The sequence below is a fragment of the Paraburkholderia sp. GW821-FHT02A12 genome (genome assembly GCF_059422005.1).
This window is the reverse complement of sequence record NZ_JBWKWA010000001.1, coordinates 1,070,867-1,083,330: the sequence shown is the minus strand read 5'-3', so window position 1 is coordinate 1,083,330 and position 12,464 is coordinate 1,070,867. Positions and strand designations below refer to the sequence as shown.

The 12,464-nt window shown below is 60.6% G+C and carries 13 protein-coding genes; 3 read left to right on the top strand and 10 right to left on the bottom strand.

The features are described 5' to 3' along the window. Positions 1 to 134: 134 nt before the first annotated feature. Together AC07WT_RS04820 and AC07WT_RS04815 are read left to right on the top strand one after the other, a co-directional pair. Positions 135 to 1,442 carry an MFS transporter gene (locus AC07WT_RS04820; protein WP_494946241.1) on the top strand — a complete coding sequence of 436 codons (1,308 nt, stop codon included), beginning with the start codon at positions 135 to 137 and terminating at the stop codon, positions 1,440 to 1,442. 102 nt (positions 1,443 to 1,544) lie between these two features. Continuing rightward, positions 1,545 to 1,724 (top strand): hypothetical protein, encoded by a 180-nt coding sequence (locus AC07WT_RS04815; RefSeq protein WP_494946240.1) that lies wholly within the window; start codon positions 1,545 to 1,547, stop codon positions 1,722 to 1,724. A gap of 146 nt (positions 1,725 to 1,870) precedes the next feature. Here the strand turns inward: AC07WT_RS04815 and AC07WT_RS04810 are convergent, their stop codons facing one another. From AC07WT_RS04810 to AC07WT_RS04765, 10 genes are all read right to left on the bottom strand, one after another. After that, positions 1,871 to 2,008, bottom strand: a complete 138-nt coding sequence (locus tag AC07WT_RS04810; protein ID WP_494946239.1) for a hypothetical protein — start codon at positions 2,006 to 2,008, stop codon at positions 1,871 to 1,873. 526 nt (positions 2,009 to 2,534) lie between these two features. Then, positions 2,535 to 3,539, bottom strand: a complete 1,005-nt coding sequence (waaC, locus tag AC07WT_RS04805; RefSeq protein WP_492594082.1) for a lipopolysaccharide heptosyltransferase I — start codon at positions 3,537 to 3,539, stop codon at positions 2,535 to 2,537. Positions 3,540 to 4,188: 649 nt separating this feature from the next. After that, on the bottom strand, positions 4,189 to 4,443 hold the full coding sequence (gene minE, locus AC07WT_RS04800; protein ID WP_012432104.1) for a cell division topological specificity factor MinE: 255 nt from the start codon (positions 4,441 to 4,443) through the stop codon (positions 4,189 to 4,191). Positions 4,444 to 4,457: 14 nt separating this feature from the next. Continuing rightward, a complete protein-coding gene (minD, locus tag AC07WT_RS04795) occupies positions 4,458 to 5,273 on the bottom strand; it encodes a septum site-determining protein MinD (protein ID WP_492594084.1) in 816 nt (271 codons plus the stop codon). Positions 5,274 to 5,377: 104 nt separating this feature from the next. Further along, positions 5,378 to 6,253, bottom strand: a complete 876-nt coding sequence (gene minC / locus AC07WT_RS04790; RefSeq protein ID WP_494946238.1) for a septum site-determining protein MinC — start codon at positions 6,251 to 6,253, stop codon at positions 5,378 to 5,380. A 169-nt stretch (positions 6,254 to 6,422) separates the two neighbouring features. Beyond that, a complete protein-coding gene (locus AC07WT_RS04785; RefSeq protein ID WP_494946237.1) occupies positions 6,423 to 6,956 on the bottom strand; it encodes a GNAT family N-acetyltransferase in 534 nt (177 codons plus the stop codon). A 185-nt stretch (positions 6,957 to 7,141) separates the two neighbouring features. After that, a complete protein-coding gene (gene map, locus AC07WT_RS04780) occupies positions 7,142 to 7,927 on the bottom strand; it encodes a type I methionyl aminopeptidase (RefSeq protein WP_492594087.1) in 786 nt (261 codons plus the stop codon). A 721-nt stretch (positions 7,928 to 8,648) separates the two neighbouring features. Next, a complete protein-coding gene (locus AC07WT_RS04775) occupies positions 8,649 to 9,479 on the bottom strand; it encodes an Imm49 family immunity protein (RefSeq protein ID WP_494946236.1) in 831 nt (276 codons plus the stop codon). Positions 9,480 to 9,492: 13 nt separating this feature from the next. Continuing rightward, positions 9,493 to 11,211, bottom strand: coding sequence for a DUF637 domain-containing protein (locus AC07WT_RS04770; RefSeq protein ID WP_494946235.1), 1,719 nt, complete (start codon positions 11,209 to 11,211; stop codon positions 9,493 to 9,495). A gap of 32 nt (positions 11,212 to 11,243) precedes the next feature. Further along, positions 11,244 to 11,846 (bottom strand): hypothetical protein, encoded by a 603-nt coding sequence (locus AC07WT_RS04765; protein ID WP_494946234.1) that lies wholly within the window; start codon positions 11,844 to 11,846, stop codon positions 11,244 to 11,246. A gap of 262 nt (positions 11,847 to 12,108) precedes the next feature. Here AC07WT_RS04765 and AC07WT_RS04760 point away from each other — a divergent pair, with 262 nt between their 5' ends. Continuing rightward, positions 12,109 to 12,324: a hypothetical protein gene (locus tag AC07WT_RS04760; protein ID WP_494946233.1), complete on the top strand. Its 216-nt coding sequence runs from the start codon at positions 12,109 to 12,111 to the stop codon at positions 12,322 to 12,324. The last annotated feature ends 140 nt before the right edge of the window (positions 12,325 to 12,464 follow it).

The window sequence follows — 12,464 nt, the reverse complement described above, 5'->3', positions numbered from 1 at the left end:
TCATCGCGCGTGGCCTTGACAGGCCAGCGAGACGCGCCGAGGCGCACGACCCTGAACAAAGATGCCGCCTGAACCCACGCCGTCCGCCAACGCGGCCCGGCGCCCGGCGGCGTCACGACACAAGGAGACCCTGCATGTCCACTTCGCCGATTTCCGCGGCCCAGCCCAATGCAAGCGGGCAAAACAGCAGCGCGCGGATTATCTTCGCGAGCTTCATCGGCACCGCGATCGAGTTCTACGATTTCTACGTCTACGCGACCGCCGCGGCGCTCGTCATCGGACCGGTGTTTTTCCCGCACGGCTCGGCGACCGCTCAAGCGTTGTCGGCCTTCGTCACGTTCGGCATCGCGTTCATCGCGCGGCCGATCGGCTCGTTCCTGTTCGGTCATTTCGGCGACCGGATCGGCCGTAAATCGACACTGGTCGCTTCCCTGCTGGTGATGGGCTTGTCCACCACGCTGATCGGTCTGGTGCCGGGCTACGACTCGATCGGCAGCCTCGCGCCGATCCTGTTATGCATTTTGCGTTTCGGTCAAGGCATCGGCCTCGGCGGCGAATGGGGCGGCGCCGCGCTGCTCGCCACCGAGAACGCGCCGGCGGGCAAGCGCGGCTGGTTCGGCATGTTCCCGCAACTCGGGCCGTCGATCGGTTTTCTGGCCTCCAACGGTCTGTTCTTCGGCCTCGCGCTGTCGCTCTCCGACGAGCAATTCCGCAGTTGGGGCTGGCGCGTGCCGTTCCTCGTCAGCGCGGTGCTGGTCGTGCTCGGCCTGTATGTGCGTCTGAAGATCGCGGAAACGCCGGCCTTCCAGGCGGCCATCGAACGCAAGGAGCGCGTGGAGGTGCCGATCGCGACGCTGCTCTCGCAACACTGGCGGCCGACGCTGCTCGGCGCACTGGCGATGGTGGTTTGCTACACGCTGTTCTACAACGCCACGACGTTCTCGCTGTCGTACGGCGTGTCGGTGCTGCACATTCCGCGGCCGGCCTTCCTCGGCATGCTGTGCATCGCGGTGGTGTTCATGGCGCTCGCCACACCGCTGTCGGCGTGGGCCAGCGACCGCTATGGACGCAAGCCGGTGCTGATCGCCGGCATCCTCGCGGCGATCCTGTCCGGCTTCGCGATGGCGCCGCTGCTCGGCAGCGGTCAGACGCCGCTGGTGCTGCTGTTCCTCGTGATCGAACTGTTCCTGATGGGCGTGACCTTCGCGCCGATGGGCGCGTTGCTGCCGGAACTGTTCCCGACCAACGTGCGCTACACCGGTGCAGGCGTGTCGTATAACCTCGGCGGGATTCTCGGCGCGTCAGTGGCGCCGTATATCGCGCAAGTACTGGCCGCGCACGGCGGACTGAGCTGGGTAGGCGCGTATGTATCGATCGCCGCGGCTGTCAGCATGATCGGCGTGCTGTGCATGCGCGAGACGCGCGATACGCGCCTGATGTAACGAGGGGGCACGCCGCGTCCTGAGTCACTTCCCGGTCTTGCGTGCCTTTTTGACTTGCCTATACTCGGGTCGAATAACCCTTTGGCAAGCAGGGAGGCCCGGATGAACATTCATCTCCACAACGCAGACGTCGTCGTGATCATTGCGCTGGCGTTGCTGTGTTCGCTGCTGCTGACGTTGTGCTTTCGCCCGGCGAGCTGGAAAGGCATCGTGGTGGAAGCGCTGGCCGCGAACGCGGCGGCGATCACCGCCGTGGTCGCTTTCGAAATGCTGCTAGCGTAAGTAGCGTAAGCGTTGCGGGCCGCCTCGCGAGGCGGCCCGCACCACGGTTGCGACTGCCAGAGCCCATGCGGGCCCGTGGCGGTCGCATGCTTCAGCGCTGTACATGCACTGCGAGCCGTTAGCGGTTAGCCGCTAGCCGCTAGTAGCTAGTAGTAGTAGTAGCCACCGTGATGGTAGTAGCCGCCACCGCCGTAGTAGTAACCCGGCGCCGGGGCGACGATGCAGCCGCCGAGCGCCGTAGCCAGCAGCGAGCCTGCAATCAAAGTCAGGATCAAGCGTTTCACGTTGTTCTCCCTTTGTGTCAGAGTCATTCGAGCCAACCCCGAATGACTCGATTGAACACGACGCCGCCTCGTGCGAGCGTTGCGATTTGTAAGGGAAGGTCACCAACGTGTTACACGATTGCGCCCTGTAACCGCCAGGTTGCCGAGCGTGGCCGCGACCGGCTCACATCGGAAGAGAACACCGCCTATACTGCGTTGAACATCCCGACCCGGCGCAGGCCCGGCCGGCGGCGGGTGCGCGGATAAAGCTGCTGATGATGTGCATGAATTAGCCGCGCTCGCGTACTACGCCGCGAGCCACGGTGAACGGAAAACAGCGCGCGTGGCCAATCAGGTGCTCAACGAAAAGCGACAGATTTAACAAGCGTGTAATGCGCAATGCCGCTCATTGATTCCTCTCCGCCCGCCGTTCCCCGACGCGGGCGATTTTCGGAGGCGTTCCGTGGCAGCGCCGGTCTGATCGGGCGAGTGCGCGTCGCGCCTCTTTTCTTTTGACCAAAGGTTTGCGCGAAAGCGCGAGAAGCGTTCAGGCCGCAGCCGAGCCGCGCTCTGTTTCGATGGCGTTCGGATCGGTGCACACGTAGTCGATTGCGTCGAGCGCTGCGTAGATCGACGGCACCGACCGGCCGTCGCCGATGGAAATCGAACGGAACGGCGCTTCAACGCCGCAATGCGACGGCGACGTCGCGACGAAGATCATCACGGTGCGCTTCTGCAACGCATGCGAGAGGTGGACGAAGCCGGTATCGGTGCCGATCACCAGCGCGCATGCATCGATCATCTGCGCGATTTCGGTCACGCTCATCTTCGGCAGGACAGTTGCGTCCGGCACCTGCGAGGCAATCTTCTGCGCCTCGGCTCGCTCGCCCTCCGAGCCCCACGGCAACACCACCTGGAAACCGCGCTCGGCCAACTCGCGGCCGACCGTTACCCAATGGGGAATCGGCCACTTCTTGTCGTCTTTGGACGTGGCGTGAAACAGCGCGGCGACCGGCGCGCTGTCCGCCGCGAACGGCGCCGCGGCCGGATCGGGCAGACGCAGATTGTAGACGGCCGGCCCTTCGACCTCATAGCCGAGCGCTTGACCCGCGCTGATACGCATGCCGTGCCACGCATTGCACTGCGGACGCGGACCGAAGCGGCCGGTATAGGCAAACGCGGCGCCGCGCTCGCCGAGATCCTGGGACTGATACCCGATACGCTGCGACGAGCGCGCGAGAAAGGCGATGATCGCGCTCTTATAGACACCGTGAATGTCGACGATGAAGTCGTAGCGGTAGACGCGCAATTCGGCGATCGACGCGGCGATCGCTTTGAAATCGGCCCACCGGCGTGCTTTCTTGAAGCGGCGCAGCGGCGCGCACAGCACGCGATCCACACCCTGGCTCCATTGCACCACTTCGGCGAATGCTTCGTCAGCCGCCCAGTCCACTTGAACGCCGGGATAAGCGCGTTTGATGTCGGCGACAACTGGCAGCGCCTGCACGATATCGCCGAGTGACGTGACCTTGACGATAAGGACTCGCTTCATTGAGGACCTGTTAGTTGTTCAAACGTCAAACTATTTTAGCCGACGATTAGGGTAATCAACGCTGAAGACCGCAGCATGCGATGCGGTTCTTAATACGACGCGTTACATATACGCACCACGCCTTACAAATACCGCTTTGAATATATTTCAAAATTCCTTCAAACAATTTGGCCAATCCAGCGGTGGCTATAATTCACCCTTCCGAGACGCCCGAGCCTGCCGCGGCCGCGACGGTCAATGGCGCCCCCCCCCCGCAGAAGACAGCCCCGGCGCCGCCCATCAGTAGACGGCAACCGCCGGCGCGCGCAGATACACCAGCCGCGCCGGCGACGGTCAATAAGGCCTGAGCGAGCAGCAAGCGAAAGGTCCTGTTCATGTTTTCCCTCTGCGGATAGACACCGGATGTGGCGTTATCCGTTTAATGCGCGAGGGGACGAACAGGCTGACTGCAGCGCGTGTAGCGGGCGGCTCTGAAGTGCAACGGATTATTTCGACGGCGGCATGGCGGCGCGAGTAGCTGCGCAAGCAGCGGCCCGCGAAGGATGCGCTTACGAGCCCCACTCCATCACGTCCGATCGACGAAACAAAGCGAGGCGCGCAGCACGTCATGTGGAGCAATCCGAAGCAGAGCGACGCAAGCCGTGAACAATCAGGCCTGCGGTATTTCGATCTTGACCTCGAGCACTTCGAGGTCGTCCTGGCGTTCGAGACTCACGCGAATATCGTCGTGGGAAATCTTCACGTACTTCGAAATCACGGCTACCAGTTCGCGTTGCAACGCAGGCAGGTAATCGGCAGGCGCATGGCCGCCGGCGCGCTCGTGCGCGATGATCAACTGCAGGCGTTCCTTCGCTACCGACGCGGATTTCTTCTTCTCGCCCAGCAAAAACGAAAGAATCGACATTACGTGCGCTCCCCTTACTTGGTGCCGAAGAGGCGCTGCAGGAGGCCTGGCTTCTGGTAATCGGTAAAGCGAAGCGATTTCTGCTCGCCGAGGAAACGCGACACGACATCCTTATAGGCTTCGGCGACGTCCGTGCCGTCCATGTGCACAGCGGGCAAGCCCTGGTTCGACGCATGCAGCACCGCTTCCGATTCGGGAATCACGCCGATCAGGTCGATGCGCAGAATTTCCTGGATGTCGGTGAGCGACAGCATTTCGCCTTCGCTGACGCGCTTCGGGTTGTAGCGGGTGATCAGCAGATGTTCCTTGATCGGCTCCTTGCTTTCGATCGCGCGCTTGGTCTTCGACGACAGGATGCCGAGGATACGGTCCGAGTCGCGCACCGACGACACTTCCGGGTTCGTCACGATCAGTGCTTCGTCGGCGAAATGCATGGCCAGCAGCGCGCCCGATTCGATACCCGCCGGCGAATCGCAGACGATGTATTCGAAGTCCATCGCGATCAGATCGTCGATGACCTTCTCGACGCCTTCCATGGTCAGCGCGTCTTTGTCACGCGTTTGCGAGGCCGGCAGGATGAACAGGTTCTCGCACTTCTTGTCCTTGATGAGCGCCTGGTTCAGATTGGCTTCGCCCTGGATCACGTTGATCAGGTCGTACACCACACGGCGCTCGCAGCCCATGATGAGGTCAAGGTTACGCAGGCCGACGTCGAAGTCGATCACGGCGGTTTTGCTGCCCCGCAGCGCGAGGGCCGACGCAAAGCTCGCGCTCGTGGTCGTCTTGCCCACGCCACCCTTGCCCGAAGTCACCACAATGATTTTTGCCATTACCCTTACCTTGTGTTCGTCAAATTCGTCAATTATGTGCGGTCATATTTAGCGTGCAACGGTGCGTGCCGAAACCGTTCTGGGCAGCGCGCGCTTCATGCCAATCAGGTGAGCCGCAACGGTTCGATCATCAGTTTTTCTTCTTCGAGCCAGATCTGCACCGGCTTGCCGAGCACGTCGGCAGGCAGCGGGTTCTCGGTCGTTCGATAGATGCCCGCGATCGAGATCAGTTCCGGCTCGAGACACGTGCAGAAAATGCGCGCGTCGTGATTGCCCTGCACGCCGGCCAACGCCCGGCCGCGCAGCGGCGCGTAAATATGGATGTTGCCTTCCGCGATGACCTCGGCGCCGTAGCTCACCAGACCGAGCACGACCAGATCGCCCTTTGCGTAGATGCGCTGACCGGAACGCAACGGCTTGTCGACCACCATCGTTTGCGATGAGGTGGCAAGGCGTACGGGCTCGGCTGCGCGTGCCGGTTCGACCGCGGCGGCCGTGGCCGGCGTTCCGGCTGCATGCGTTCCGGCTGCGGGCGTGCCGGCTGCGTGCGTGCCGGCGCCTTCGAAGAGATCGGCCGGTGGTGTAGCCGTCGCGGCGGTAGCAACCGGCGCCGGTGCGGCCGCGGTCACGGTTTCTTCGTCGGCGGATTTTGCGGCAGCGCCGCGGTGATCGCGCGCTTCGAGCAATGGCAACGCCGATTCGGCCGCCCATGCTTGCTGCGCGTTGGCGACCACGCCGACCGGGCGCATACGCACGCTCTCGAGCAACTGCGCGATCTCGGCGAGCGGTACGCGTTCGTTCTCGGCGAGGCGCCGCACGTCGAGCGCGACGACGTCGTTAGCGAAAAATTCCGGGGTCGCCTCGAAGCGCCGCGTCAGTTCGGCACGCATGGCTTCGAGGTCGGTTGTCTTGACCACGAACAGGAGCGTGTCGACAGAGCCGCTGCGGAGTTCGAAAAAGGGTGATTTCTTGGGCGACATAGCGTTCGGCAAAAAATTTTGCGTATTTTACAGGCGTCCACGCGGGCGGCGAGCTTTTTTGCCGATAGAGCGCGCCGCCACAGCCGCGCTTGAACCGCGCGATGGGCCACGACGCTGTACAGACGCGGATGGGACTTGAGCGGCAGGCTGCTGCGCGCCGCTCGCGGGATCACTGCTCAAACACCTGAGACGTGGTCGGCACGTGGCGCACCAGCAGGCTTTCCGCCTGCTCGGGCGCGCGCGCGACACGGCGATGCTCGCCGGTCGGGCCGAAGCCGAGCGCCTCGTAGAAGCGCATCGCATTGCGGTTGGCATCGGCGACCCACGCGTAGATTTCCATCGCGCCTTCGCTCGCGAGCCAGGCGCTGGCCGTGTCGACCAGCAGCTCGCCGCCCCGCAGATGACGCACGGCCGGCGCCACCCATAACTCACAGACGAGCGCGCGGCGCGCCGCGGTGTCGTCGAAATATGCTTCGATCAGTCCGGCGGGATGACCCTCGGTATAGAGGATGAAGCTGGTGGCGGCAAGGGAAACAGCGTGTGAGGCGGCGGTGGCGTCGAAACTGGCGGCATCTGCCGACAAAGCGTCCTCAAGCGTTTCGCCGAAGGCATAGGGCGCCTCCCGCAGCGACGCAGTACGGAGTTCGCGAAAAACGGCGCCCTGATCAGCGGCAATACGGCGAACAGTCAATGACGGATTCATGCAGACGAAAACCCCTTGAAATCCTAACGCGTAGCTTTAACCGAACCGGCGCGCGAGTCAAATCCTTATTTGCAGGACGGGACGGCGGCGCGGGGCCACGGCACAGGAACCGCGCCCAATCCGCGCAGCATTTCGCACGCCCGCCGCCGGCCCTGCCGGTTCGGCGTAGCGCCTGGGCGGCGTGCTCAGGGCGCCTCGTAGTCGCCGGTGCCGTCCGGCCACGGCGTGAGCAGCTCGTAGCCGTCTTCGGTTACGGCGACCATATGCTCCCATTGGGCCGACAGCGAACGGTCCTTGGTGACCACGGTCCAGCCGTCGCGCTGCACCGTGGTGCCGGCGCGGCCCGCGTTGATCATCGGTTCGATCGTGAAGACCATGCCGGGCTTCAGGCGCACGCCCTGCCCAGGCTGGCCGTAGTGCAGCACTTGCGGGTCTTCGTGGTAGACCTTGCCGATGCCGTGTCCGCAGTAGTCGCGCACGATCGAGAAGCCGTCGCGCTGCGCGGTCTTCTGGATCGCATAGCCGATGTCGCCGAGCGTCGCGCCCGGCTTCACCTCGCGGATGCCGGCCAGCATCGCTTCATAGGTCGTGTCGATCAGCTGACGCGCCACCGTGCTCGGCTGGCCGACGCAGTACATGCGGCTGGTGTCGCCGAAGTAGCCGTCCTTGATGATCGCGACGTCGATATTGATGATGTCGCCGTCCTTCAGGATCTCGCTGCGATTGGGTATGCCGTGGCACACCACCTGATTGACCGAGGTACAGACCGTCTTCGGAAAGCCCAGATAGCCGACGTTCGCCGGAATCGATTTTTGCGTGTTGACGATGTAGTCGTTGCACAGCGCGTCGAGCTCGTCGGTGGAGACACCGGCCTTGACGTGCTCGCCGATCATCGCGAGCACGTCCGCGGCGAGGCGGCCGGAGATGCGCAGCTTGGCGATGTCGTCGGGAGTCTTGTAGGTAATGGCCATGAATTCGGTCGATGGGATCGGGGTGGGTCGATGTTTAAAACACACGTTGCAGGCATTGCGGCGGTGCGATTCGCGCTCAGGCGTGCAGAACCGGCCTCGCCGCCATGCCGCTCGAGCTGGCACCGCGAACGGGCTCACATCGGTTTTCGATCGGGCAATTGTACAGAGGATCGGCGCGCGCCCCGGCAAATCCGGCAGATACGCGCCGGACGATCCTCAACGAGGCGCGTGCTGCTAGCGCGCATAGAATTCTTTGGATGCATTTCGTCTGGCGCCGTATTCGCTCCGTAACGGTGATTGAGGACTCGGGTTTTCTGCCCGCATCGTTTAGTTCCTCTGTGAAGAACGGGACCACGGCTGGCCGCAATCGCACAGTCGGTCCGAATCGGCGGTTGATCGGTGGTTGGTCGGCGAATGACAATGAGCAACTGATCGTGGCGCTGGAAAGCATTGCGGGTCAGTCGGAGCGACTCGCGCAAATCGATGTGGATCTCTTTCGACCGACTCATCCGCTGACTTGCTGTCGTCGGTATTTCCGCAGCCTGATAACGCGGCCATGCGCGCGAATGCAAACGCAACACATTCGCTTCGCTCGACATCATTTCTTCAAAGTGAAGCTGCCGCCCGGCCGTGGACAACCCGCGACTCAACGCTCAATGGAAGCTAATCCACCTGTCAATACCCCGTTGCAGATCTGTCCGTTGACGCGGGCCATCTTCATCTATACACGGACGTTGTACTCACGCATAAAATCAAACGGGTCTGTGTATTGAGCAAGAGGCTCAACCGGAAGCCACTGTTTCGGAATATAAGGACTGTCAACCTCGATTTGATACCCCCAGCGCCACGCGAGTTTGCTATAGAGCAGCGCAGGCGTACAGATCAAGTCAGCGGTAAAACCGCCCTCGAGGGCAGCCCGCTTTTTAAGCATTTTCTCAGTAACCAGCTCCTCAATAATTGACTTCATCTCCAGAATCTCTCCGCGCGCAAGAGCCAGATAGAAACGATGGTCAATCAAGAATTTCTTTTCACGGCTAGCTGATGGCGGATTCGCCAAGATTAATTCGCATCGCTCGGCCAAGATGTCCCATTCGCCTCTCAGAGCAATGAAAAATTGCTCCGTCCAAAAATCAAACAATTTTGGATTATTAATTCGCTTAACGTCAAATATATTATCCAATTTCGAATACCAATTTATCAGATCGGCATGTTCGGAAATTATGTAGAAAAATCCATGTAAAGCTCGGTTTTCATATGCCGCACTTCCACCAGTCTCACTGTATGGCGGCTGCATCAATATAAATTCAAGCTTTGCCCGAACGTAGCACCAATTTTTCAGCGAAACCAGATCCCCTTCGTGATACCAAGCTACCACAGCTGAGGCTCCAGCAAAAATTTTTAAAGTATGCAAGCAACCGGTAGGGCTTCCAGTACCATTCTCAATGTGATCAAGACATTGGGTCACAGTGCCTTTCGACAGATAGTCGTCGCGATAATCAATCGCATGAGTCAACCTAATCATGGCGTCACTTCTACCTAGCGCGTTTTTCACACAGCCTCCTTCATTACTTAAATTTAACCGGCATAACAACCAATTTTCCCGTTGTTTTATCAACCCCGGCAACAGCTGTGTATAAAGTCCCATTCCTTTGGGCATTTGTAATAGCGCTCCTCGCCGGGAAACCATCCGGCAAGTTTTCCAACGCGGACTCAATCCAATTCGGACTAAGCTGTATCCCTGCCTGCGTCGTCCCCAGCCGGACGCTACCATTATTTATCTGCTTCGAATCAACAATAATCGTGACGCTTCCATCAGGCCTTTCGAGCACGTGATCAAGTCCGTTGTTGGATCCGAATTTGGTTTCACCCATGATATTGTAATTGCCGCTTTCCGCAATGGAATCAACCAGCGACTCTGTCAAGAATCCACTCTTATCCCCGTTCCGGACAATACTTTGCAGGAGTGCTTCCTGTGAGGAAGTTAGACCGTCGACAACGCAACTACTCTGGCAGATTTTAGTGCTATTGATATAGCCACTGCTTGTGGGCTCCACCGAAGGCGTGGTGAGGACAGCGTCGAGGGCTTTTTGCGCGCCGTTACCCAGCGAGGCGCCGTTAGTGCCAGCGCTACTGGTCGAGGCATTGCCGCCCGGCTCATCACTATTACCTCCACTTGAAAATATCGCGTTTGGCGGGGTCTTCACTGTCACGCCGGTGGCAGCCGACATTGCCGCAACGCATGCGGCCACACTAATGCCGCACTCGACGGCTTCAGCGACAATCGCGAAGGCATTAGGCCCTGCGCCGCCACCGCTCGTCGGGCCGCCCAGCGGATCAGCAGGGGCCGGTCCCGTCGGAACGTTTTGCTTTACCAGAGCTGCAAATTGGTCAGCCCATTTCTGCACATCGTTCGCATCACTCAGTGCCGCGTCGCCCAAACCTGACGCAATCTGCTGAGCTGACGTATTTTTCGCGTAGCTGCTCAGCAGACCAGGCAACGTCGTCGGATTTAGAACGGCGGCCCATGCCTGAATAGTTTGAATGATGGTCGACTTCGTGCTGTCGGTATTGTTAAACACCTCGTTCTGCGCCGCATCAACTGCACCAGACGAGTTCTGCCCTAAGGCGTTCGCGAATGCGCCTGCAAGCAACGTGGACGTTGCGACGGTAACTGCGTTGTAGTTGGCGTTCTCGTAGCTAGTCGTGCGTGTAGTTGTTCCATCGCTGTTGGTCGTATATGCGACGGTCTCGGTACCGTTATAAAGCGCATCGCGAACGAGAGGTGGCGCGATGGAACTAGCGGCCCCGCCAATGGCCCCACCAGCACACCCGTTACCTTCGGCGGCTGACATCGCACAACCCAGTCCTGAGTGCGCCAACACATAGCCGGGACTACCCTCGGCGAACATAGGATTGTTCACCGAGGCTGCCCCGATCGTAGCCGCCCCCACAGCCGCAACATCGCTGAGAGCGCTGTACCCCAGCGCTCGCCCAAAGCTTCCGCCGTAGATCGCCGTGTCAACGCCCGCAGTGATTACGCTTCGTTCAGCGATCAGTTGAACTGCGTTCCCAATGTCGCTCGCTGTAATTGTTGCGCCGCTCGCGATCTTGCCGCCGAGCTGCTGAAGAGCCTGCGTACCGCCAACGTTGGCAGCCGAGAACGCCCCCGCCCTCAGGGCGGCAACGGCACCGGCCTCCGCGATCTGAACGAGATCGATGCCATTCCCCGAGAATGCCTGAGACGCGAATGCGCCGACCATCCCCGCCAGTGCACCGGAAAGCACCGGGCCCAGTGCAGCAAGGGTCGCGCCACCGGTTACAATCGACGCGGCGATCGCAATTGCTGCAACGACATAAGTCGGCCCCCCCCACCTTGGGCAACGAAGTCCGTGTGAAGGTCGTCATGCACGGCGGTTTGCGTGAAGGCGCCGCCGAACTGTTGCTGCAGGTTCGCCAGCAATTGCTGGGTTCCGCCCTGGTCGAGCGTGCCGTCCGCGTTGAGTTTCTGCAGAGCACCGCCGATCTGGTTCAGCGTCTGCACATTCAGATCCATGTTGGCCGCGTTCATGAACCCACCCGGCTGGACCTCGGTGCCGCTCGTCTTCGAGAAGCCGGCATCCTGAACGTACTGCCAGATCTCCCCGACGTTGACCTGGTTGGCCTGATTGGTCAGCGTGCCGGTATTGACCGTCAGCGTGTTGGAAGCGGTGATGCTTCCGGTATTCAGAACGCTGCCGCCACCATCCTTGTTGAAATTGAGCGTGACATCCGTGCCGGTAATATTGCCGCCCGCCGACATCGCACTTGTATTGCTCGGCAGATAGACCTGCGGCATCAGCGCAGTGATGGTCGGACAGGTCGCCGTGCCTGTCGCCGTACAAGACGGGTCCGGCACGGTCTGTTCGACGTACCAGAGCATCGGCTTGGCCAGACAGGACGCCTGCTTTTATTCATCGCGAGCCCCCAACTCACCGGGCTTTTTTTGCACCTGTGTCAGACAATGGCAGACACGCCGGGCACCTTTACCCGCAAGGGTTTCAGCTAATTTGAGGTCGCATGGCCCACGCCGCAAAAAAACTTTGTCTGACGCATTTTCTGACGCAGAATCATTGGCTTACCGATGGTTTTGACCTCGCACGTGCGCGTGCGTCATGTGTATGCTCTTAACAGGGGAGATTTTGATGTTGAACCACAACGAACAATCCGCAATTAACCCGGCCGGTGACGGCCCGGTACCGCGCAGCAATTCGGGCATTTCCACCGCACAGTCACTCGACCCGCAGCAGGGCACAAAGCGGGATTTGGCCTCCGAATGGATACAGAGCGCGATGCAGACTTCGAAGCAAATGCACCGCAACGAGGACTTCCGCAGGGAAGTCGCAAAGAGGCTTTTCTAGCCAACCGGTGCCGCACGCACAGCAACCGGGAATTGCACAAACCAGACGACAGCGCCGCGACACGCTCAGACGCCACAAAGCACGAACCCGGCACTCGGGCCGGGTTCATCATCTGCCTGGTATTTGCCGCTGCATCACTA

What these genes read in the sequence shown, in the direction of transcription:
- AC07WT_RS04820 (WP_494946241.1), top strand. Translation starts at nt 135, where the DNA reads ATGTCCACTTCGCCGATTTCCGCGGCCCAGCCCAATGCAAGCGGGCAA.
- AC07WT_RS04760 (WP_494946233.1), top strand. Translation starts at nt 12,109, where the DNA reads ATGTTGAACCACAACGAACAATCCGCAATTAACCCGGCCGGTGACGGC.
- minD (WP_492594084.1), bottom strand. Translation starts at nt 5,273, where the DNA reads ATGGCAAAAATCATTGTGGTGACTTCGGGCAAGGGTGGCGTGGGCAAG.
- map (WP_492594087.1), bottom strand. Translation starts at nt 7,927, where the DNA reads ATGGCCATTACCTACAAGACTCCCGACGACATCGCCAAGCTGCGCATC.
- AC07WT_RS04785 (WP_494946237.1), bottom strand. Translation starts at nt 6,956, where the DNA reads ATGAATCCGTCATTGACTGTTCGCCGTATTGCCGCTGATCAGGGCGCC.
- waaC (WP_492594082.1), bottom strand. Translation starts at nt 3,539, where the DNA reads ATGAAGCGAGTCCTTATCGTCAAGGTCACGTCACTCGGCGATATCGTG.
- AC07WT_RS04815 (WP_494946240.1), top strand. Translation starts at nt 1,545, where the DNA reads ATGAACATTCATCTCCACAACGCAGACGTCGTCGTGATCATTGCGCTG.
- AC07WT_RS04765 (WP_494946234.1), bottom strand. Translation starts at nt 11,846, where the DNA reads ATGCTCTGGTACGTCGAACAGACCGTGCCGGACCCGTCTTGTACGGCG.
- minE (WP_012432104.1), bottom strand. Translation starts at nt 4,443, where the DNA reads ATGTCGATTCTTTCGTTTTTGCTGGGCGAGAAGAAGAAATCCGCGTCG.
- minC (WP_494946238.1), bottom strand. Translation starts at nt 6,253, where the DNA reads ATGTCGCCCAAGAAATCACCCTTTTTCGAACTCCGCAGCGGCTCTGTC.